The sequence below is a fragment of the Streptomyces sp. NPDC016851 genome (assembly GCF_055562795.1).
In genome coordinates this window covers 88,442-106,927 of sequence record NZ_JBVHEP010000009.1, presented here as the reverse complement: position 1 = coordinate 106,927, position 18,486 = coordinate 88,442, and the positions used below count along the sequence as shown (strand labels likewise).

17 protein-coding genes and 1 riboswitch are annotated in these 18,486 nt (G+C 71.2%); of the genes, 9 read left to right on the top strand and 8 right to left on the bottom strand.

Annotated features, from left to right (window positions below; translation table 11 throughout):
- Positions 1–117: 117 nt before the first annotated feature.
- The 6 genes from ACZ3I3_RS16470 to ACZ3I3_RS16445 all read left to right on the top strand — a co-directional run bounded on the left by ACZ3I3_RS16470 (position 118) and on the right by ACZ3I3_RS16445 (position 6,719).
- A complete protein-coding gene (locus ACZ3I3_RS16470; protein ID WP_467365652.1) occupies positions 118–600 on the top strand; it encodes an NUDIX domain-containing protein in 483 nt (160 codons plus the stop codon).
- A gap of 168 nt (positions 601–768) precedes the next feature.
- Positions 769–1,875: a dual-specificity RNA methyltransferase RlmN gene (gene rlmN / locus ACZ3I3_RS16465; protein ID WP_399414757.1), complete on the top strand. Its 1,107-nt coding sequence runs from the start codon at positions 769–771 to the stop codon at positions 1,873–1,875.
- 40 nt (positions 1,876–1,915) lie between these two features.
- Positions 1,916–2,022, top strand: a riboswitch (TPP riboswitch).
- A gap of 124 nt (positions 2,023–2,146) precedes the next feature.
- The gene (locus ACZ3I3_RS16460; RefSeq protein ID WP_467365947.1) at positions 2,147–3,184 is read left to right on the top strand and encodes a thiamine ABC transporter substrate-binding protein; all 1,038 of its coding nucleotides are present in this window, start codon (positions 2,147–2,149) and stop codon (positions 3,182–3,184) included.
- A 98-nt stretch (positions 3,185–3,282) separates the two neighbouring features.
- Positions 3,283–4,878 carry an ABC transporter permease gene (locus ACZ3I3_RS16455; protein WP_467365651.1) on the top strand — a complete coding sequence of 532 codons (1,596 nt, stop codon included), beginning with the start codon at positions 3,283–3,285 and terminating at the stop codon, positions 4,876–4,878.
- Complete coding sequence (locus ACZ3I3_RS16450; RefSeq protein WP_467365649.1) at positions 4,878–5,897, top strand: ABC transporter ATP-binding protein; 1,020 nt, start codon at positions 4,878–4,880, stop codon at positions 5,895–5,897. The genes ACZ3I3_RS16455 and ACZ3I3_RS16450 overlap by 1 nt, the downstream gene beginning before the upstream one ends.
- Positions 5,898–5,921: 24 nt before the next feature.
- Positions 5,922–6,719: a maleylpyruvate isomerase family mycothiol-dependent enzyme gene (locus ACZ3I3_RS16445; RefSeq protein ID WP_467365647.1), complete on the top strand. Its 798-nt coding sequence runs from the start codon at positions 5,922–5,924 to the stop codon at positions 6,717–6,719.
- Between the two features lie 60 nt (positions 6,720–6,779).
- Here the strand turns inward: ACZ3I3_RS16445 and ACZ3I3_RS16440 are convergent, their stop codons facing one another.
- The 7 genes from ACZ3I3_RS16440 to ACZ3I3_RS16410 all read right to left on the bottom strand — a co-directional run bounded on the left by ACZ3I3_RS16440 (position 6,780) and on the right by ACZ3I3_RS16410 (position 13,761).
- Positions 6,780–7,439 (bottom strand): LAETG motif-containing sortase-dependent surface protein, encoded by a 660-nt coding sequence (locus tag ACZ3I3_RS16440; RefSeq protein WP_467365645.1) that lies wholly within the window; start codon positions 7,437–7,439, stop codon positions 6,780–6,782.
- A gap of 204 nt (positions 7,440–7,643) precedes the next feature.
- Positions 7,644–8,765: an LOG family protein gene (locus ACZ3I3_RS16435; RefSeq protein WP_467365643.1), complete on the bottom strand. Its 1,122-nt coding sequence runs from the start codon at positions 8,763–8,765 to the stop codon at positions 7,644–7,646.
- Between the two features lie 24 nt (positions 8,766–8,789).
- The gene (locus tag ACZ3I3_RS16430) at positions 8,790–9,197 is read right to left on the bottom strand and encodes a VOC family protein (RefSeq protein ID WP_467365641.1); all 408 of its coding nucleotides are present in this window, start codon (positions 9,195–9,197) and stop codon (positions 8,790–8,792) included.
- 112 nt (positions 9,198–9,309) lie between these two features.
- Positions 9,310–10,923 carry a hypothetical protein gene (locus tag ACZ3I3_RS16425; protein ID WP_467365639.1) on the bottom strand — a complete coding sequence of 538 codons (1,614 nt, stop codon included), beginning with the start codon at positions 10,921–10,923 and terminating at the stop codon, positions 9,310–9,312.
- Positions 10,905–11,654, bottom strand: coding sequence for an ABC transporter ATP-binding protein (locus ACZ3I3_RS16420; RefSeq protein ID WP_467365637.1), 750 nt, complete (start codon positions 11,652–11,654; stop codon positions 10,905–10,907). Before ACZ3I3_RS16420 ends, ACZ3I3_RS16425 begins: the two co-directional genes overlap by 19 nt.
- A gap of 207 nt (positions 11,655–11,861) precedes the next feature.
- Complete coding sequence (locus ACZ3I3_RS16415) at positions 11,862–13,223, bottom strand: aspartate aminotransferase family protein (RefSeq protein WP_467365635.1); 1,362 nt, start codon at positions 13,221–13,223, stop codon at positions 11,862–11,864.
- A gap of 19 nt (positions 13,224–13,242) precedes the next feature.
- Entirely contained in the window at positions 13,243–13,761 is a 519-nt protein-coding gene (locus tag ACZ3I3_RS16410) for an Lrp/AsnC family transcriptional regulator (protein WP_399414767.1), read from the bottom strand.
- 164 nt (positions 13,762–13,925) lie between these two features.
- Here ACZ3I3_RS16410 and ACZ3I3_RS16405 point away from each other — a divergent pair, with 164 nt between their 5' ends.
- From ACZ3I3_RS16405 to ACZ3I3_RS16395, 3 genes are all read left to right on the top strand, one after another.
- Entirely contained in the window at positions 13,926–15,365 is a 1,440-nt protein-coding gene (locus ACZ3I3_RS16405) for a gamma-aminobutyraldehyde dehydrogenase (protein ID WP_467365633.1), read from the top strand.
- A gap of 107 nt (positions 15,366–15,472) precedes the next feature.
- Positions 15,473–16,015: a hypothetical protein gene (locus ACZ3I3_RS16400; RefSeq protein ID WP_467365631.1), complete on the top strand. Its 543-nt coding sequence runs from the start codon at positions 15,473–15,475 to the stop codon at positions 16,013–16,015.
- A 128-nt stretch (positions 16,016–16,143) separates the two neighbouring features.
- Positions 16,144–17,781: an RNA polymerase sigma factor gene (locus ACZ3I3_RS16395; protein WP_467365629.1), complete on the top strand. Its 1,638-nt coding sequence runs from the start codon at positions 16,144–16,146 to the stop codon at positions 17,779–17,781.
- On the opposite strand, the gene ACZ3I3_RS16390 is transcribed toward ACZ3I3_RS16395, so the two are convergent.
- Entirely contained in the window at positions 17,726–18,430 is a 705-nt protein-coding gene (locus ACZ3I3_RS16390) for a glycerophosphodiester phosphodiesterase (protein WP_467365945.1), read from the bottom strand. The genes ACZ3I3_RS16395 and ACZ3I3_RS16390 overlap by 56 nt on opposite strands.
- Between the last annotated feature and the right edge of the window lie 56 nt (positions 18,431–18,486).

Here is an 18,486-nt window from a genome sequence, read left to right as displayed (position 1 = left end):
CGCCTGAATCGGTTTTCACCTGGGCTTCGCGGGCGGTTTCGCGGTTGGCCTGGATGTCGCGGGCGATGTTGGCAGCGGGGCGTCTGCATGTCGTCCGAGCTGGTTACCCTCGGCTGCATGGCGCCGACTGAACGGGAAGTGAGGATGGCGCGTCCGCGTATGGCAGCGGGTGCGCTCTTCTTCGATACCGCTGGGCGAGTCCTCATGGTCGCGCCCACATACAAGGACTACTGGGAGATCCCCGGCGGATACGTCGAGACCGGCGAATCGCCTCTGCACGCGGCCGTCCGCGAGGTCCAGGAGGAGCTGGGCATCACCCCACCCCTTGGGCGCCTGCTCGCGGTGGACTGGGCCCCGAACGAGGCCGAGGGCGACAAGGTGCTGTACCTGTTCGACGGCGGCCTGCTCGACCAGGACGACCTGGCCAGGATCAGCTTGCAGCCCGAGGAGCTGAAGAGCTTCGCCTTCTTCACTCCCGAGCAGATCTCGGAGCACACCATCCCGCGATTGGCCCGGCGCATCATCGCAGCGGCAGAGGCCCGAGACGCAGGTGCGCCGCTGTACTTGGAGCACGGGCGGACACCCGGCACCGATGGATGAGTACGCCTGGCCCACAGGACCTGAGCGGACAAGCGAGCAATGATCTCCGCTGGGCCGTCCCTGGGCCGTCCCAGGCCGACCAACGCTGACAGACGCCACCCGCAGGTGACCACCCCCACCCGGCTCCGGCCTGGGCCACCAGAGTTGATCTGCCACACTGGATGGGTTATGCCTGCACCCGGAGAACTCACTTTCGTCGCCCCGCGCGGAGCCAAGAAGCCGCCGCGGCATCTCGCCGACCTCACTCCTGCCGAGCGCAAGGAGGCCGTGGTCGCTGTCGGGGAGAAGCCGTTTCGTGCCAAGCAGCTCTCGCAGCACTACTTCGCGCGGTACGCGCACGACCCGGAGCAGTGGACTGATATCCCGGCCGGCTCCCGTGGCCGGCTCCAGGAGGCGCTGCTTCCCGAGCTGATGACCGTCGTGCGGCATCTGTCGACCGACCAGGGCACCACGCGCAAGACGCTGTGGCGGCTGTTCGACGGGACGCTCGTCGAGTCCGTGCTGATGCGCTACCCGGACCGGGTGACCATGTGCATCAGCTCGCAGGCCGGGTGCGGGATGAACTGCCCGTTCTGTGCGACCGGGCAGGCGGGGCTCGACCGGAATCTGTCCACCGCCGAGATCGTGCATCAGATCGTCGATGGTATGCGGGCGCTCAGGGACGGGGAGGTCCCCGGTGGGCCGGCGCGGCTCAGCAACATCGTGTTCATGGGCATGGGCGAGCCGCTCGCCAACTACAACCGGGTCCTCGGCTCCATCCGGCGGCTCACCGACCCCGAGCCCGACGGGCTGGGGCTGTCGCAGCGCGGGATCACCGTCTCGACGGTCGGCCTCGTCCCGGCCATCCACCGGCTCGCCGACGAGGGCCTCAAGTGCCGCCTCGCGATCTCGCTGCACGCCCCCGACGACGAGCTGCGCGACACCCTCGTCCCCGTCAACACGCGGTGGAAGGTCCGGGAGGTGCTGGACGCCGGCTTCGAGTACAGCGCCAAGTCCGGGCGCCGGCTGTCCATCGAGTACGCGCTGATCCGGGACATCAACGATCAGGCCTGGCGCGGTGACCGGCTCGGGCGGATGCTCAAGGGCAGGCCCGTGCACGTGAACCTGATCCCGCTCAACCCGACGCCAGGGTCGAAGTGGACGGCTTCCCGGCCGGAGGACGAGAAGGCGTTCGTGGAGGCCATCGCGGCCCATGGTGTGCCGGTGACGATCCGGGACACCCGTGGTCAGGAGATCGACGGGGCGTGTGGTCAGCTCGCGGCGACCGAAAGGTAGTCTGACCGGCGTAAGCACAACCGTATTTTCCGACACCTTCATATTCCGACAGGGGAGCGCCACAGCGCTGAGAGTGCGGCACACGGCCGCAGACCCTCCGAACCTGGCCCAGGTCATTCTGGGTAGGGAGATCGGTCATCACTCGAGCTGTTGCGCCCTGCCCGGGACTCCCAGAGATCCCGGGCAGGGCCGCGTCTTCTCCTGGTCCTCCAGGAGGAATCCAGTGAGCCACAACATCAAGCGGCTGACGGCGGTGGCCGTCGGGCTCGGCATGGCCGGCACGCTCGCCGCCTGCGGGTCGTCCGACGGCGGCCAGGGGTCCGGCGACTCCAAGACCGTGACGCTCGTCAGCCACAACTCGTGGGCCGCCTCGAAGGACGTCATCGCGGCGTTCGAGAAGCAGTCCGGCTACAAGGTCAACGTCCTCGAGGACGGCGACGCCGGGCAGGCCGTGAACAAGGCCATCCTGACCAAGGACAACCCGCAGGGCGACGTCTTCTTCGGCGTCGACAACACCCTGCTGTCCCGCGCCCTCGACAACGGCCTGTTCCAGCCGTACGAGGCGAAGGGCTCGGACCGGATCGCACCGGAGTACCGGGCCGACCAGGACAAGCACCGGGTCACGCCCGTCGACACCGGCGACATCTGCGTCAACTACGACAAGAAGTACTTCGCCGACCACAAGCTCGACCCGCCGCGCAGCTTCGACGACCTGGTCAAGCCCGAGTACAAGAACCTCCTCGTCACCGAGAACGCCTCCACCTCCTCGCCCGGTCTCGGCTTCCTGCTGGGCACCGCCGCGAAGTACGGCGACGACGGCTGGCAGGACTACTGGAAGAAGCTCAAGGCCAACGGCGTGAAGGTCGTCGACGGCTGGGAGCAGGCCTACAACGAGGAGTTCTCCGGCTCGGCCGGCGGCAAGAAGGCCAAGGGCGACCGGCCGCTCGTCGTGTCGTACGCCTCCTCGCCGCCCGTCGAGGTCGTCTACACCGACCCGAAGCCCAGCACGGCGCCGACCGGGGTCGCGCAGGGCACCTGCTTCCGGCAGGTCGAGTACGCCGGGCTGCTGAGCAACGCCAAGAACACCAAGGGCGGCAAGGCGCTCCTCGACTTCCTGATCAGCGAGCGGTTCCAGGAGGACATGCCGCTCAACATGTACGTGTACCCGGTGCGCGAGGGCGCCCAGGTGCCGCCGGAGTTCGTGAAGTACGGGCCGCAGGCGAAGGACCCGGAGACCATGGACCCGGCGAAGATCGCCGACCGCCGTGACCAGTGGGTCAAGTCGTGGACTTCGCTCGTACTGAAGTAACCGGGCCTGAAGTAACCGGGCCTGAAGTAACCGGACCGACCGAAGCAGCCGTCCGCAGGGACCGGCGCGGGAGCGCGGCGCGGCTCGGGCTCCTCGCCGTGCCCGTCGCGTTCTTCGCGGTCTTCTTCGCCTACCCTGTCGCCGCGATCGTCGCGCGCGGTCTGGAGGTCGACGGGGTCTGGCAGTTCGGGCGCATCGGGGAGGTGCTGGCGCAGTCCGACGTCCGGCACGTCCTGTGGTTCACCACCTGGCAGGCGATCGTCTCGACGGTGCTCACCCTGCTGATCGCGCTGCCCGGCGCGTACGTCTTCGCGCGCTTCGACTTCCCGGGCAAGCAGATCCTGCGGGCGGCGGTGACCGTGCCGTTCGTGCTGCCGACGGTCGTCGTCGGTACGGCGTTCCTGGCGCTGGTCGGGCGGGGCGGGCTGCTGGACGAGCTGTGGGGCGTGCGGCTGGACACCACCGTATGGGCGATCCTGCTCGCGCACGTCTTCTTCAACTACGCGGTCGTCGTACGCACCGTCGGCGGGCTCTGGGCGCAGCTCGACCCGCGGCAGGAGGAGGCCGCCCGGATGCTCGGGGCATCGCCGCTGAGGGCCTGGCGTCAGGTCACGCTGCCGGCGCTCGCGCCCGCCGTGGCCGCCGCCGCGCTCATGGTCTTCCTGTTCACCTTCACCTCCTTCGGTGTCGTCCAGATCCTCGGCGGGCCCACCTTCTCGACCCTGGAGGTGGAGATCTACCGGCAGACGTCGGAGATCTTCGACCTGTCCACGGCCGCCGTGCTGACCTTGATCCAGTTCGTCGCGGTGGGCGCGATCCTCGCCCTGCACGCCTGGACCGTACGGCGGCGGGAGACCGCGCTGCGGCTGGTGGACCCGTCCGTGACCGCGCGCCGGCCGCGCGGCACCGGGCAGTGGGCGCTGCTGGGCGGGGTGCTCGTCACCGTCGTCGTACTGCTCCTGCTGCCGCTCGCGGTGCTGGTGGAGCGGTCCCTTGACGCGCCCGGCTTCGGCTACTACCGGGCACTGACCAGGGACGACGGCGGGGTGTTCCTGGTGGCGCCGATCGAGGCGATCGGCAACTCACTGCAGTACGCCGTCGCCGCGACCGCCATCGCCGTGGTGATCGGCGGTCTCGCCGCCGTCGCGCTCACCCGCCGGGACGCCGGGCGGTTCGTGCGCGGCTTCGACGCGCTGCTGATGCTGCCGCTCGGGGTGTCCGCGGTGACCGTCGGCTTCGGGTTCCTGATCGCCTTGGACGAGCCGCCGCTGGATCTGAGGTCCACCTGGATCCTGGTGCCGCTCGCGCAAGCGCTCGTCGGTGTGCCGTTCGTCGTGCGGACGATGCTGCCCGTGCTGCGGGCGGTGGACGTGCGGCTGCGGGAGGCGGCCTCGGTGCTGGGGGCCTCGCCCTGGCGGGTGTGGCGTGAGGTGGATCTGCCGATGGTGCGGCGGGCGCTGCTGATCGCGGCGGGGTTCGCCTTCGCGGTGTCGCTCGGGGAGTTCGGGGCGACGGTGTTCATCGCGCGGCCCGACAACCCGACGCTGCCGGTGGCGGTGGCGCGGCTGCTGGGGCGGCCCGGGGAGCTCAACTACGGGCAGGCGATGGCCCTTTCGACGATTCTGATGGTGGTGTGTGCCGTGGCCCTGCTGGTGCTGGAGAGGCTTCGCACCGACCGGAGCGGGGAGTTCTGATGCTGCTGGCCCTGGAGGATGCGACGGTCCGCTTCGGCGGGCGTGCCGTGCTGGACGCCGTCGATCTGGAGGTCGCCGAGCACGAGGTCGTGTGCGTGCTCGGGCCCAGCGGCAGCGGCAAGTCGACGCTGCTGCGAGCGGTGGCGGGGCTGCAACCCCTCGACTCCGGGCGGGTGTCGCTCGACGGACGCGACCAGGCGGGCGTGCCCGCGCACCGGCGCGGGGTCGGGCTGATGTTCCAGGACCACCAGTTGTTCCCGCAGCGGGACGTGGGCGGCAACGTCGCCTTCGGACTGCGCATGCACGGGGCGTCGAAGCGGCGACAGGCCGATCGCGTACAGGAGTTGCTGGACCTGGTCGGCCTGCCGGGCGCGTCCCGCCGGGCCGTCGCGGCACTGTCCGGCGGGGAGCAGCAGCGCGTGGCGCTGGCCCGGGCCCTGGCGCCGAGCCCCCGGCTGCTGATGCTGGACGAGCCGCTGGGGCAGCTCGACCGGTCGCTCAGGGAGCGGCTGGTCGTCGAACTGAAGGAGCTGTTCGGCCGGTTGGGCACGACCGTGCTCGCCGTGACGCACGACCAGGGGGAGGCCTTCGCGCTGGCCGACCGGGTCGTGGTGATGCGGGACGGACGGATCGCCCAGTCCGGTACGCCTCTTGAGGTGTGGCAGCGGCCGGCCGACGCGTTCGTGGCCCGCTTCCTCGGCTTCGAGAACGTCGTCGAGGCGACGGTCGGGGCGGAGGCCGCGGACACGCCGTGGGGCAAGGTGCCGGTGCCGGAGGGTGCCCCGCAGGGCACGCGAACCCTGCTCGTGCGGCCCGCCGGTGTGCGCCTGGTGTCCGCCGGGGCGGGCCTGCGCTGCACGGTGACCGCGCGCACCTTCAAGGGCACCCATGTCGCCGTCCATCTCCAGCCGGAGGACGCCCCGCGCCTGGAGGCGGCCTGTGCGCTGCGGGCGGCGCCGGAGACCGGGGACGAGGTCGGGGTGGAGTTCGACGCCGCCGAAATCGTGGTGCTCGACTGATCTGCTGCCGCCTAGGGTGCGGGCATGACGTTACTCGCACACGACCGCTACTGCGACGAAATCGCCCACCAGGTCGCCCTGTTGAGGTCCGTGGTCACGTCCGGCGCGGACCTGTCCGGCACCGTGCCGACCTGCCCGGACTGGTCGCTGGAGGACCTGGTCCGGCACATGGGCGGGGCTCTGCGCTGGGTGGAGTTCATCGTGCGGACCCAGGCCCAGGAGGAGGTGCCCGAGGAGCGGGTGCCCGGCCTCGCCGGGCCCGGAACCCGGGGTGACGCCGCCGTACTGGACGCATGGCTGGCGGAGGGCGGCGAGCAGGTCGTCGCGGCGCTGCGGGAGGCCGGGCCGGACACGAAGGTGTGGAGCTGGGCGGGGATCCTCAACTCCGGGTTCTGGGCCCGCCGGATGACGCACGAGATCACCGTGCACCGCGCGGACGCCACGCTCGCCGCCGGGCTGCCCTACGAGGTCGCGCCCGACGTGGCCGCCGACGCGATCGACGAGTGGCTCCAGATCGTCGAGTTCGTCCAGCGGACGGCACCGCACGACGCGGCACGGGAACTGCGCGGCCCGGGCCGCAGCATCCACCTGCACGCCACCGACACCGGGGCCGACCTCGACGCCGAGTGGCTCATCGAACTCACCGAAGTCGGCGTCACCTGGCGCCGCGGCCACGAGAAGGCCACCGTCGCCCTGCGCGGACCGCTCACCCCCGTCCTGCTGGCCTTCTACCGCCGGCTGCCGCTGGACGCACCGGAGTTGGAGGTGCTGGGCGAGCGGGAACTGCTGGAGTTCTGGCTGGAGCGGGCGACGTTCGGGTGAGACGGGACGTGGCCCGCCCCAGGGATCACGGGACGGGCCACATCACGGTGTGCGGAGGCGTCAGCTGTCGCTGCTGCTCGCCCCACGACGGCGCATGCCGAAGAACACCGCGCCGCCACCGATGACGACCAGGGCCGCCGCGATGCCGGCGATGATGCCGGTGTTGGAGTCGGCACCGGTCTCGGCGAGGTTGGAGTCACCGGCCGCGGGCGCGGGCGCGTTGCCCGCCGGCGTGGTGCTCTCGCTCTCCGACGGCGACGGAGCCGGGGTGTCGGTCTCCTCGGCCGGCTTCGACGGGGAGGCCGACGGGGTCGGCGTGGCCGGCGGGGTCGCCGGCGGCTTCTCCTCTTCCTTCTTGCAGGCCGTGGCCGGGGTGACGAGGTTCGGCTTGATGTCCTCGTCGACGTACGGCGTGGCCTTCACGTGGATGCGGTACTCCGCGTTCGGCTTCCAGTTCTCGGCGAAGGTGATGGTGGTGCCTTCGCGCGAGCCCTTGACCACCTGCTCGCCGACCTTCTTCACGTCGGCGCCGTTGTTCTCCAGGTACACGGTGACGGTCGCCGGGACACCGGCGGGGTCCACGTCGGTGACGGTGATGACGCCCTTGTCACCCTCGCACTTCGCCTCGGCCGAGAACTCGTTGATGTTGCAGGCGAGCGCGTTGCCGGCGGCACCGAGCGCGAGCGCGGCCGAGGCGGAGACGACACCGAGGATCCGCACGGAGCGTGCGACGGTACGGCGCGAAGCCGTACGGCGTGATACGGACAGAACTGCCACGTTTGTCCTTTACAGGATGCGCAAATGCGGGGGGTGGAGGCAGTGCTGACTGAACATCAGCACTACCGGGAGGCTCTCAGGTCTATAAGCGCCGCATAAGTAGTGTCAACGCATATGCAGGCTGCAAGCACTTGCTTTGCCAGCTTATTAACCGCCGAGACGTTTCAACGCCTCAGGCGCCTCCTCGATCCGCTCCACGAGCGCGATCCGGGCCTCCATCGAACGGCCCCTGGCCAGCGACTGGAGCAGCGGCCACGTCGGCAGCTTCTCCGTCCAGTGCGCCCGGTTCACGAGCACCATCGGCGTCGGCTCGCCGCGCGACTCGTAGTAGTTGGGCGTCGCGTTGTCGAAGATCTCCTGGACGGTCCCGGCGGCGCCCGGCAGGAACACCACGCCCGCGTTGGACCGGGCCAGCAGGCCGTCCTCGCGGGTGGCGTTGGCGAAGTACTTGGCGATGTGCGACGCGAAGGCGTTCGGCGGCTCGTGGCCGTAGAACCAGGTCGGAATCCCCACGGAACGCCCGCCCTGCGGCCAGCGCGCGCGTATCTCGAAGGCGGCCGCCGCCCACTGGGTGATCGACGGCGTGAAGTGCGGTGCCTTGGCGAGCAGTTCGAGCGCCTCGGCGAGCATCTCGTCGCCGAACGGGGCCGCATACGCGCCGAGGTTCGCGGCCTCCATCGCGCCCGGACCGCCTCCCGTGGCGACCGTGAGACCGGCCCGGGCCAGCTCCCGGCCGAGCCGCGCCGCCCCCGCGTACTCCTGTGTGCCACGGGCCATCGCGTGGCCTCCCATCACGCCCACGACCCGGGCGCCGGACAGGAGTTCGTCGAGAGCGTCCGAGACGGAGTCGTCGTGGACCGCGCGCAGCATGGAGGCGTAGATGTCCCGGTCCGCCTTCGTGCGCTGGAACCAGGCGTAGGCCTGGGCGTCGGGCGTGGCCTCGTAGCCGTCCGCCAGCGACTCGAAGAGCTCCTCCGGCGCGTAGACATGGCCGCGGTAGGGATCGAAGGGCAGGTCCGGGACGGGTGGGAAGACCAGGGCGCCGTCCGTGCGGATCTTCGCGGCGGCCTCCTCGCGCATCGCGCAGCCGAGGAAGACGGCGCCCGTGGTGTCCGTGCCGAGCAGTTCGCGCGTACGGTCCGTCAGGTCGACGGCCTGGACGCGGTGACCGGCGAGCGTGCCGCGCGCCGCGACGGTCGCGTCGAACTCCTCCAGCGTCTCGATCTCACGGTCGTCATGGTGGGCCGCATGGGCGGGCATCGTCTGCACGCGCCCATGCTGGCACAGCGCGCCTCAGCCCTCGACGGCCGTCGGGTCCATCCACACGACCTCGAAGGTGTGGCCGTCCGGGTCGTCGAAGGCGCGGCCGTACATGAACCCGTGGTCCTGGGTCTCGCCGGAGACGGAACCGCCCGCCGCGACCGCCTTCTCGACCAGCTCGTCGACCTTCTCGCGGCTCTCGGAGCTGAGTGCGATCAGCACCTCGCTGGTCTTCTTCGCGTCCGCGATCTCCTTCTTGGTGAACTGGGCGTACTTCTCCTTGGTGTGCACCATCACCACGATGGTCTCGCTGATCACGACCGAGGCGGTGCTGTCGTCGCTGAACTGCTCGTTGATCGAGAAGCCGAGCTCCGTGAAGAACTTCTTCGAGGCGCCCAGGTCGCCGACGCACAGGTTCACGAAGATCATCTGCTGGTACATGCGAGGTTTCTCCCATCGGGTGTGTGTCGTTACGCGGGGATAGACCGGGGGCCTGAGCGGAACTCATCGCCGTACGGAGTTTTTTTTCGCACGAGTTTTCAGCGGACCGGCGTCAGCGGGCCAGCGGCAGCGCCGCCAGTTCGGCGACGGTCAGGGTGAGCGGGCCGAACAGGGCGAGCAGGGCGCCCGCGCGCAGGGCGGCGGCACTGCGGAGCATCGTCGCGGGGGCGCCGAGCCGCAGCAGGGCGGCCGTGGTGTCGGCCCGGGCCTGACGGGCCTCGACGGCGGCCGTGAGCAGCGTCGCCACGGTGCAGCCGGTCACCAGCAGCACGCCGAGCGTGGTGAGCGGACCGAGGGACAGTCCGTCCGGGGCGTGCAGCAGCGCCATGGCGTACGCCGCGGCCAGCACCGCGCAGACCACGCCCAGGGGGCGGCCGATCCGGGCGGCCTCGGCCATGAGGATCCGGCCGGCCAGGAGCCGGAGGGCGCCGGGGCGGGCCGACTGGAGCAGCCGTCCGCACAGATGGGTCAGGCCGGGCCCGGCCAGGGCCAGGCCGACGGCGGCCAGGGCCCAGCCCGCCAGGACGCCGGGGGAGGCGCCGGAGAAGGTGAGGTCGGGGGGCGTGGGGGAGGTGCGGCTCGTGTACGTCTCCACGGCGAGACCCGCGGCCAGGACGGTGATGCCCCAGGGGAGACCGGAGGGGGCGGCGGTGGGGGCGCTGTCCGGCAGGCCGGCTTCCGGCAGGGCGGTTTCCGGCAGGGCCGCGTCGGAAGCGGTGGCGGTGGAGGCGGCGGGTCCGCCGTCGCCGTCCGGTGCCGCCGCGTGCCGGGCGGGCTGCCGGGCGGCGTCGGCGGCCGCGTGTGCGGCGCTGCCGGCCGGGATCACGGCGCTCACGGTGCCCTGTGCCGCCGTCCGGGACCCGGACGGCTCGGGCGAATCCTCGACCTCGACCGTCGTGCTTCCGGCGCCCCGCGCGGTCGGGCCCGTGGCCGATGCAGGGACGGACCCGCCCGTCCGCGCCGGAGGCGGCCCGCCGTGCTGCGCGTTCTGCCCGGCTCCGGCCGCCGCGGAGGGCTCCGTGGCACGACCGTCCGTGGGCCGGATGATCTGCCGGCCGAATCGGCCGTACGCCCCGAAGGTCTCGCGTGCGGCGGTGCGACGGTACGCGCCGAAACGGCCGTACGTCCCGGCCGGCCGGGAGGGGGCCGGACCCGCCTCCCTCGGCCGCAGCGCCAGGGCCACCGCCACCGACGCCGCTCCGGGAACGAGCGCGAGCAGCATCAGGGCTCCCGGCAGCGGCAGCGGGTGGCCCGCCGCGAGCGACTCGGCGGCCGCGCCGTCGAACGGCATGCCCGTCAGGTCGCCGCGCAGGTGCAGGAAGACCAGCAGGGCCAGCACCGAGCCCAGGACGCAGGACAGGGCCGTCGTCGTCGCCGAGAGGGCCATCAGGCGCAGCGGGCCGAGTCCGATCGCGGAGAGGCCGGTGCGGGGCTTCGTGGCGGGGTCGGTGCGGGCCACCGCGACCGCGAAGTACACCGTGGCGGCCAGGGGGGCCACGCACCAGGCGAGCCGCAGCAGGGCGGCACCGGTGGAACCGGGGTGGTTCAGCGCGTAGCCGAGGGCGCAGAGCAGCAGGAAACCCGTCCCCGCCGAGGCCGCCGCGACCAGCAGGCGGCGCAGCTGGACGGCGGGGTGGGCGCCGCGGGTCAGACGGAGAGCGAGCACGCGGCCCGGCCTTCCGTCTCGGTGGGCCCGCCGACCGGCGGCAGGTGCACCGTCTGCACGCGCCGCCCGTCGAGCAGGGACACCGTGCGGTCGGCGAGCGCCGCGGTCTCCGCGTCGTGCGTGGCCAGGACGACCGTGATGCCGTGGGAGCGGGCCGCCGTGGTGAGGGTGCGCAGCACATGGGCGCGGTCGGCGCGGTGCAGGGGCGCCGTGGGCTCGTCGGCGAACAGGACCGACGGGGCGGGGGCGAGGGCACGGGCGATGCACACCCGCTGCCGCTCGGCCTGCACCAGCTGGTGCGGGCGTTTGCGGGCGCCCTCGCCGATGTCCAGGCGCTCCAGCCACTCCAGGGCCGCCTTCTTGGCGCGGCGCCTGCTGGTGCCGCGCAGCATCAGCGGCAGGGCGGTGTTCTCCCAGGCGTTGAGCTCCGGGACCAGCGAGGGAGCCGGGTCGATCCAGCCGAAGCGGTCGCGGCGCAGCCGCTCGCGGGTGAGCGGGCCCATGGTGTGCACGGGCACGCTGTTGAACCAGACCTCGCCGCGCCGGACGGGCACCAGGCCGGACAGGCACCGCAGCAGGGTGGTCTTGCCGCTGCCGCGCGGGCCGCTGACGGCGAGGATCTCGCTCTCCCGGACGCCGAGCGAGACACCGCTGAGCGCGGGGGAGCCGTCGTCGTGCTGGAAGTGCAGGGCGCGTGCCCAGAGCACGTCGTTGTCCGGCGGGGCCTCCATGGGCGTACACCTCGGTTCAGATCCGTAGTTCCCGTGCCAATCCCCCGTGCGGGGGAACGAAGGCAGGGCCGATCGGTCACTGGCACGCTAGGCAGAAGGCGGCGGGACGCCGGACAGCACGCGGCCCCGGACCGCCGTTTCTCACTCGAACGGGCGGCACCGGGGCCGGTGTTGATCATCCATGCAGACGATCGGAGCGACGCGGGGTCACAGCTTCGTCCACGCCTCCGACAGCGTGGCGCGCAGGATCTGCTCGATCTCGTCGAACGTCGACTGGTCGGAGATCAGCGGCGGGGCGAGCTGGACGACCGGGTCGCCGCGGTCGTCGGCGCGGCAGTACAGGCCGTTCTCGTACAGCTTCTTGGAGAGGAAGCCGTACAGGACCCGCTCGGTCTCGTCCGCGTCGAAGGACTCCCTGGTGTCCTTGTCCTTGACCAGCTCGATGCCGTAGAAGAAGCCGTTGCCGCGGACGTCGCCGACGATCGGCAGGTCGTGGAGCTTCTCCAGGGTGGCGCGGAAGTTGCCCTCGTTGTCGAGGACGTGCTGGTTGAGGTTCTCCCGCTCGAAGAGGTCGAGGTTGGCCAGGCCCACGGCCGCGGAGACCGGGTGGCCGCCGAAGGTGTAGCCGTGCAGGAAGGTGTTGTCGCCCTTGTAGAACGGCTCGGCCAGGCGGTCGGAGATGACGCACGCGCCTATGGGGGAGTAGCCGGAGGTCATGCCCTTGGCGCAGGTGATCATGTCCGGGACGTAGTCGAACTTGTCGCAGGCGAACATCGTGCCCAGGCGGCCGAAGGCGCAGATGACCTCGTCGGAGACGAGCAGCACGTCGTACTGGTCGCAGATCTCGCGCACCCGCTGGAAGTAGCCGGGCGGGGGCGGGAAGCAGCCGCCCGCGTTCTGCACCGGCTCCAGGAAGACCGCGGCGACCGTGTCCGGGCCCTCGAAGAGGATCTGCTGCTCGATCTGGTCGGCGGCCCAGCGGCCGAAGGCCTCGGGGTCGTCGCCGTGGATCGGCGCCCGGTAGATGTTCGTGTTCGGGACCTTGTGGGCGCCCGGCACGAGGGGCTCGAAGGGTGCCTTCAGAGCGGGCAGTCCGGTGATGGACAGGGCGCCCTGCGGGGTGCCGTGGTAGGCGACCGCGCGGGAGATCACCTTGTGCTTGGTGGGCTTGCCGACCAGCTTGAAGTACTGCTTGGCGAGCTTCCACGCGGTCTCGACCGCCTCACCGCCGCCGGTGGTGAAGAACACCTTGTTCAGGTCGCCCGGGGCGTGGTGCGCGAGGCGCTCGGCGAGCTCGACGGCCTTGGGGTGGGCGTAGGACCACACCGGGAAGAACGCCAGCTCCTGCGCCTGCTTGAAGGCGGTCTCGGCGAGCTCGACGCGGCCGTGCCCGGCCTGTACCACGAACAGGCCGGCGAGACCGTCGAGGTAGCGCTTGCCCTGGTCGTCGTAGATGTACGTGCCCTCGCCCCGGACGATGGTGGGGACGGGGGCCTTCTCGTACGACGACATGCGCGTGAAGTGCATCCACAGGTGGTCGTACGCGGTCTGGGAGAGGTCCTTGCTCACGGCTATCGGGTCCTCACGGTTATCGGGTTCCCCACATGTAGGTCTGCTTCTTGAGCTTGAGGTAGACGAAGCTCTCGGTGGAGCGCACTCCGGGGACGGCCCGGATGCGTTTGTTGATGACCTCCAGGAGGTGGTCGTCGTCCTCGCAGACGATCTCCACCATCAGGTCGAAGGAGCCTGCGGTCATCACCACGTACTCGCATTCGGACATGGCCGTCAGCGCGTCCGCCACCGACTCCACGTCGCCCTCGACGTTGACGCCGACCATCGCCTGTCTGCGGAAGCCCACGGTGAGCGGGTCCGTGACGGCGACGATCTGCATCACGCCCTGGTCGAGCAGCTTCTGGACGCGCTGGCGCACGGCCGCCTCGGACAGGCCCACGGCCTTGCCGATGGCGGCGTACGGCCGGCGGCCGTCCTCCTGGAGCTGCTCGATGATGGCGAGGGAGACGGCGTCCAGCTGGGGACCGCCGCCGTTCCTGGACTCGCGGGAGTCCCTCTGGTCTGCGCTTCGACTGGCCACCGGCTCACTGTGCACGAGGTCTCGACACTTCCGCAAGGTCTGATCGATGAAATCCGTTGTTTGCGTAGCTCACATCTGCGGATTCCGCACGATCGAAGGGAGCGGGGGTGTTGAAAACGTGGAGCGGCCGACTAGGGTGGGTGTCTCAAGTACTGGACATCCGAACTGGAGGGCCGGCAGTGAGCACCGAGCTGCGTCGTCTGCGCAACTACATCGGCGGTGAGTTCCGGGACGCCGCCGACGGACGGACCACCCAGGTGGTCAATCCCGCGACGGGCGAGGCGTACGCGACCGCTCCGCTGTCCGGGCAGGCGGACGTGGACGCCGCGATGGCGGCGGCCGCCGAGGCCTTCCCCGGCTGGCGCGACACCACGCCCGCCGAGCGCCAGAAGGCCCTGCTGAAGATCGCGGACGCCTTCGAGGAGCGCGCCGAGGAACTGATCGCGGCCGAGGTGGAGAACACGGGCAAGCCGGTCGGGCTGACCCGCTCCGAGGAGATCCCGCCGATGGTCGACCAGATCCGCTTCTTCGCGGGTGCTGCGCGGATGCTCGAGGGCCGCTCGGCCGGTGAGTACATGGAGGGCCTGACCTCCATCGTGCGCCGCGAGCCGGTCGGCGTCTGCGCGCAGGTCGCGCCGTGGAACTACCCGATGATGATGGCCGTGTGGAAGTTCGCCCCAGCGATCGCGGCGGGCAACACGGTCGTGCTGAAGCCGTCCGACACCACCCCCGCGTCCACGGTGCTGATGGCGGAGATCCTCGGCGGGATCCTGCCGAAGGGCGTCTTCAACGTCATCTGCGGCGACCGCGAGACCGGCCGCCTGATGGTCGAGCACGAGATCCCGGCGATGGCCTCCATCACCGGTTCCGTACGGGCCGGCATGCAGGTCGCCGAGTCCGCGGCCAAGGACGTCAAGCGCGTCCACCTGGAGCTGGGCGGCAAGGCGCCGGTCGTGGTCTTCGAGGACACCGACATCGCCAAGGCCGTCGAGGACATCTCGGTCGCGGGCTACTTCAACGCCGGCCAGGACTGCACGGCCGCCACGCGCGTCCTGGTCCACGAGTCCATCCACGACGAGTTCGTCTCCGCGCTGTCGAAGGCCGCGTCCGAGACGAAGACCGGGCAGCCGGACGACGAGGACGTGCTGTTCGGCCCGCTCAACAATCCCAACCAGCTCAAGCAGGTCGAGGGCTTCATCGAGCGGCTGCCCGCGCACGCGCGCGTGGAGGCCGGCGGCAAGCGGGTCGGCGACAAGGGCTACTTCTACGCGCCGACCGTCGTCTCGGGCCTGAAGCAGGACGACGAGATCATCCAGAAGGAGGTCTTCGGCCCGGTCATCACCGTGCAGTCCTTCCGCGACGAGGACCAGGCGGTGGAGTGGGCCAACGGCGTCGAGTACGCGCTCGCCTCCTCCGTGTGGACCAAGGACCACGGCCGCGCCATGCGGATGTCCAAGAAGCTCGACTTCGGCTGCGTCTGGATCAACACGCACATCCCGCTGGTCGCCGAGATGCCGCACGGCGGCTTCAAGAAGTCCGGCTACGGCAAGGACCTGTCGGGGTACGGCTTCGACGACTACACGCGGATCAAGCACGTGATGACGTCGCTGGACGCGTAGTCACTCCGTTCAGTTCTGACGGCCCCGGGCTCTGATGCCGCCCGGGGCCGTTCGTCTGCCCGCGGAACTGTTTTTGAACATGTTCAACATGGGCGTAGAGTGCCGCCATGAGCGACAGAGCCGCCCTGCTGAAGGGCATCCGTGCGTGGCTGGTCTTCTTCGTCGTGTGCCTGGTGCTCAGCGGCGCCACGGCCTTTCCCCTCGTACACGAACTGCGCTGGACCGAGGATCTGCTGCACGCGCTGTCCGTGGGCGACCACCTGCCCGGGCTGACGGACTGGATCGAGCGGGTCCGGGCCGGGCTCGACGAGGCCGACGCCGAGTACCCCTTCCTCCTCTACGGCACGGACTGGCTGGCCTTCGCGCACCTGGTGATCGCGGTCGCCTTCTACGGGCCCTACCGCGACCCGGTCCGCAACATCTGGGTCGTCGAGTTCGGGATGATCGCCTGCGCGGGGGTCATCCCGCTCGCCCTGATCTGCGGACCGATCCGCCAGATCCCCTTCTGGTGGTCGGTGATCGACATGGCCTTCGGAGTGCTCGGGGTGATCCCGCTGTACGTCGTACGTCAGCGGATCAAGCGGCTGGAGGCGCTGACCGCCCCGGCGGCCGCGACGCCGGCGTCCGCCGCCCCGGCGTTCGGCGACTGAGAAAAACTGTTATCCCGAGAACCTTCACGCCGTCTCCCCGCATGTGATCCCCCACATAGCCAAGACCCCCGTCCTGCCTGAGAGGGTGCGTGCGGAAAAGTACTGATCTCAGCCGGCGAGAGGCCACCGTGGACAGTCAGCACTGGCGCGCCGTCATCACGGCGGCGCAGGCCGGCGACCGGCAGGCGCTGGACGAACTGGTCGCGGGCTGGCTGCCGCTGGTCTACAACATCGTGGGCCGGGCCCTGAACGGCCACGCGGACGTCGACGACGTCGTCCAGGAGACGATGCTGCGCGCGGTCGACCACCTCGGTTCGCTGCGCGACCCGGACAGCTTCCGGTCCTGGCTGGTGGCGATCGCCATGCGCCAGATACGCGACCGGGCCCGGCGCCGCACCCCGGAGCGGCTGGAGGAGGCTCCGGCCTCCGACTTCGCCGAACTGACCGTGCTGCGGCTCCAGCTGGAGGGGCAGCGGCGCGAGGTCTCCGAGGCCGTGCGGTGGCTCGACGACGAGGACCGGGAACTGCTGTCGCTGTGGTGGCTGGAGGTCGCGGGAGAACTGACACGGCGCGAACTGGCCGCGGCCGTCGGCATCACCCGGCAGCACGCCGCCGTGCGCGTCCAGCGGATGAAGGAGCGCCTGGAGACCTCGCGCGGCATCGTCCGCGCCCTGGATGGCGCCTGCCCCGGCCTGCGCGAGCTGACCGGCCGCTGGGACGGCCGGCCCGACTCGGTGTGGCGCAAGCGGCTGGCCCGGCACATCCGCGGCTGCGGCTACTGCGGCGACACCCGCGAGACGGTCGTACCGGCGGAACGCCTCCTGGTCGGCATCGCGCTCGTCCCGCTGCCCGTCGGGTTCACGCTGTCCCTCGCCTTCGGCGGCAAGACGGCCGTGGCCGCCACCTCCGTCGGGTGGTCCGCCAAGCTGCTGGGCGCGCTCACCAAACCGGCCGTCGCGATGACCGCCGGCGCGACGATCGTCGCGGGCGGCGCGTACGTCGTCACCCAGCCGCCTCACGCCCCGCCGCCCCGGGCCGCGGTCACCCCCACGGCCACGGCCACGTCCGCACCGCCGCCCTCCGCCGTGCCCAGCCCCACCCCACCGCCCTCCCCGACGGCGACGAAGAAGGCCGACCTGTACGGCACGGTCGTCGACGCCGTCGACCGCGCCCCCGACCCGGACACCCGTCCCGCCGCCCTGCCCCGCCGCCCCGAGTCCGGCGTCACCAGCACCGGCGGCCCGAAGGCCGTCATGCAACACCGTGGCGACAGCGTGACACTGAGCGGCCGGGGCTATGTCCAGGTCCGCTGGCAGATCTCGCCGCACGCCCGGCCGGGCGGGGTGGTCATGCCGACCTGGACCGGCCTGAAGGGCAAGCTCTTCCACGTGGCCTCCGGCGGCTCGCGCCGCATGGACGACCCGCTGCCCGGCGCCGCGAACGGCTACGTCACCGGTATGGGCGGCCCGGACATCGGATACGCCGTGCTGCCGCCCGGCACCCAGCAGATGTGGCAGAACGAGTACTTCTACGTCGACGGCACCGTCACCCTCACCCAGAACGAACGCGGCTGCGACTACGGCATCGCCGTCTTCCCGTCCGACTGGGCGGCCGTGGACAAGGACGTCAACACGGGCCCCGCCCAGGGCGCGATCCGCTACGGCCTCGTCCGCGACACCGGCACGGACAGCGCGCCGGTGCCGCAGTACGTCACGCGGGCGACCCCGGCCGATCCCGCGACGGTCCCGCAGCGCTCGCGCGTGTAGCGCACAGCACGTCGATGCGGTTGGTCGTGATCGAGTCCACTCCCGCGTGCAGCAGCCGCCGCATGGAGCGCCGTGTGTCGGGAGTCCAGACGGAGAGCAGGTAGCCGTCGCGGTGGACCCGCTCGGCGAGGGGCCGGTCCACCAGGCCGAAACGGTAGTTCAGCCAGCGCGGGCGGATCGCCTCCAGCAGGACGGGCCGGGGCGGGGCCAGACTCGTCCAGGTGAGGGCGATCTCGGCGGCCGGGTCCGCCGTGCGCACGGCGAGCATGGCGTCGGCGCCCGCGCAGTAGTAGACGCGGTCCGCCGCCCCGGCCTCCCGTACGGCGTCCGTCACCCGCCGCACCGCCCGTACGTCGGGCGAGCCGGGCAGGTCGATCATCACCCGGTGGCCGTCGGTCGCGGCCAGCGCGTCCGTCAGGGTGGGGACCCCGCCGCCGGTCAGCCCGCGCACCTCCTCCCAGGACAGCGCGAGCACCGGCCGCTCCAGCTCCCAGAGCCGCTTCAGCGTGTCGTCGTGCAGCAGCACCGGCACGCCGTCCCGGGTGAGCCGTACGTCGATCTCCACCGCGTCCGCGCCCCGGTCGAGCGCGGAACGCAGCGAGGCGACGGTGTTCTCGCGGTGGCGGTAGGGGTCGCCCCGGTGGGCCACGGCGGTCACGCGCCGCCCGGCAGGCCCGGGGTGTCCCGGGTGCTCGGGGTGCTTGG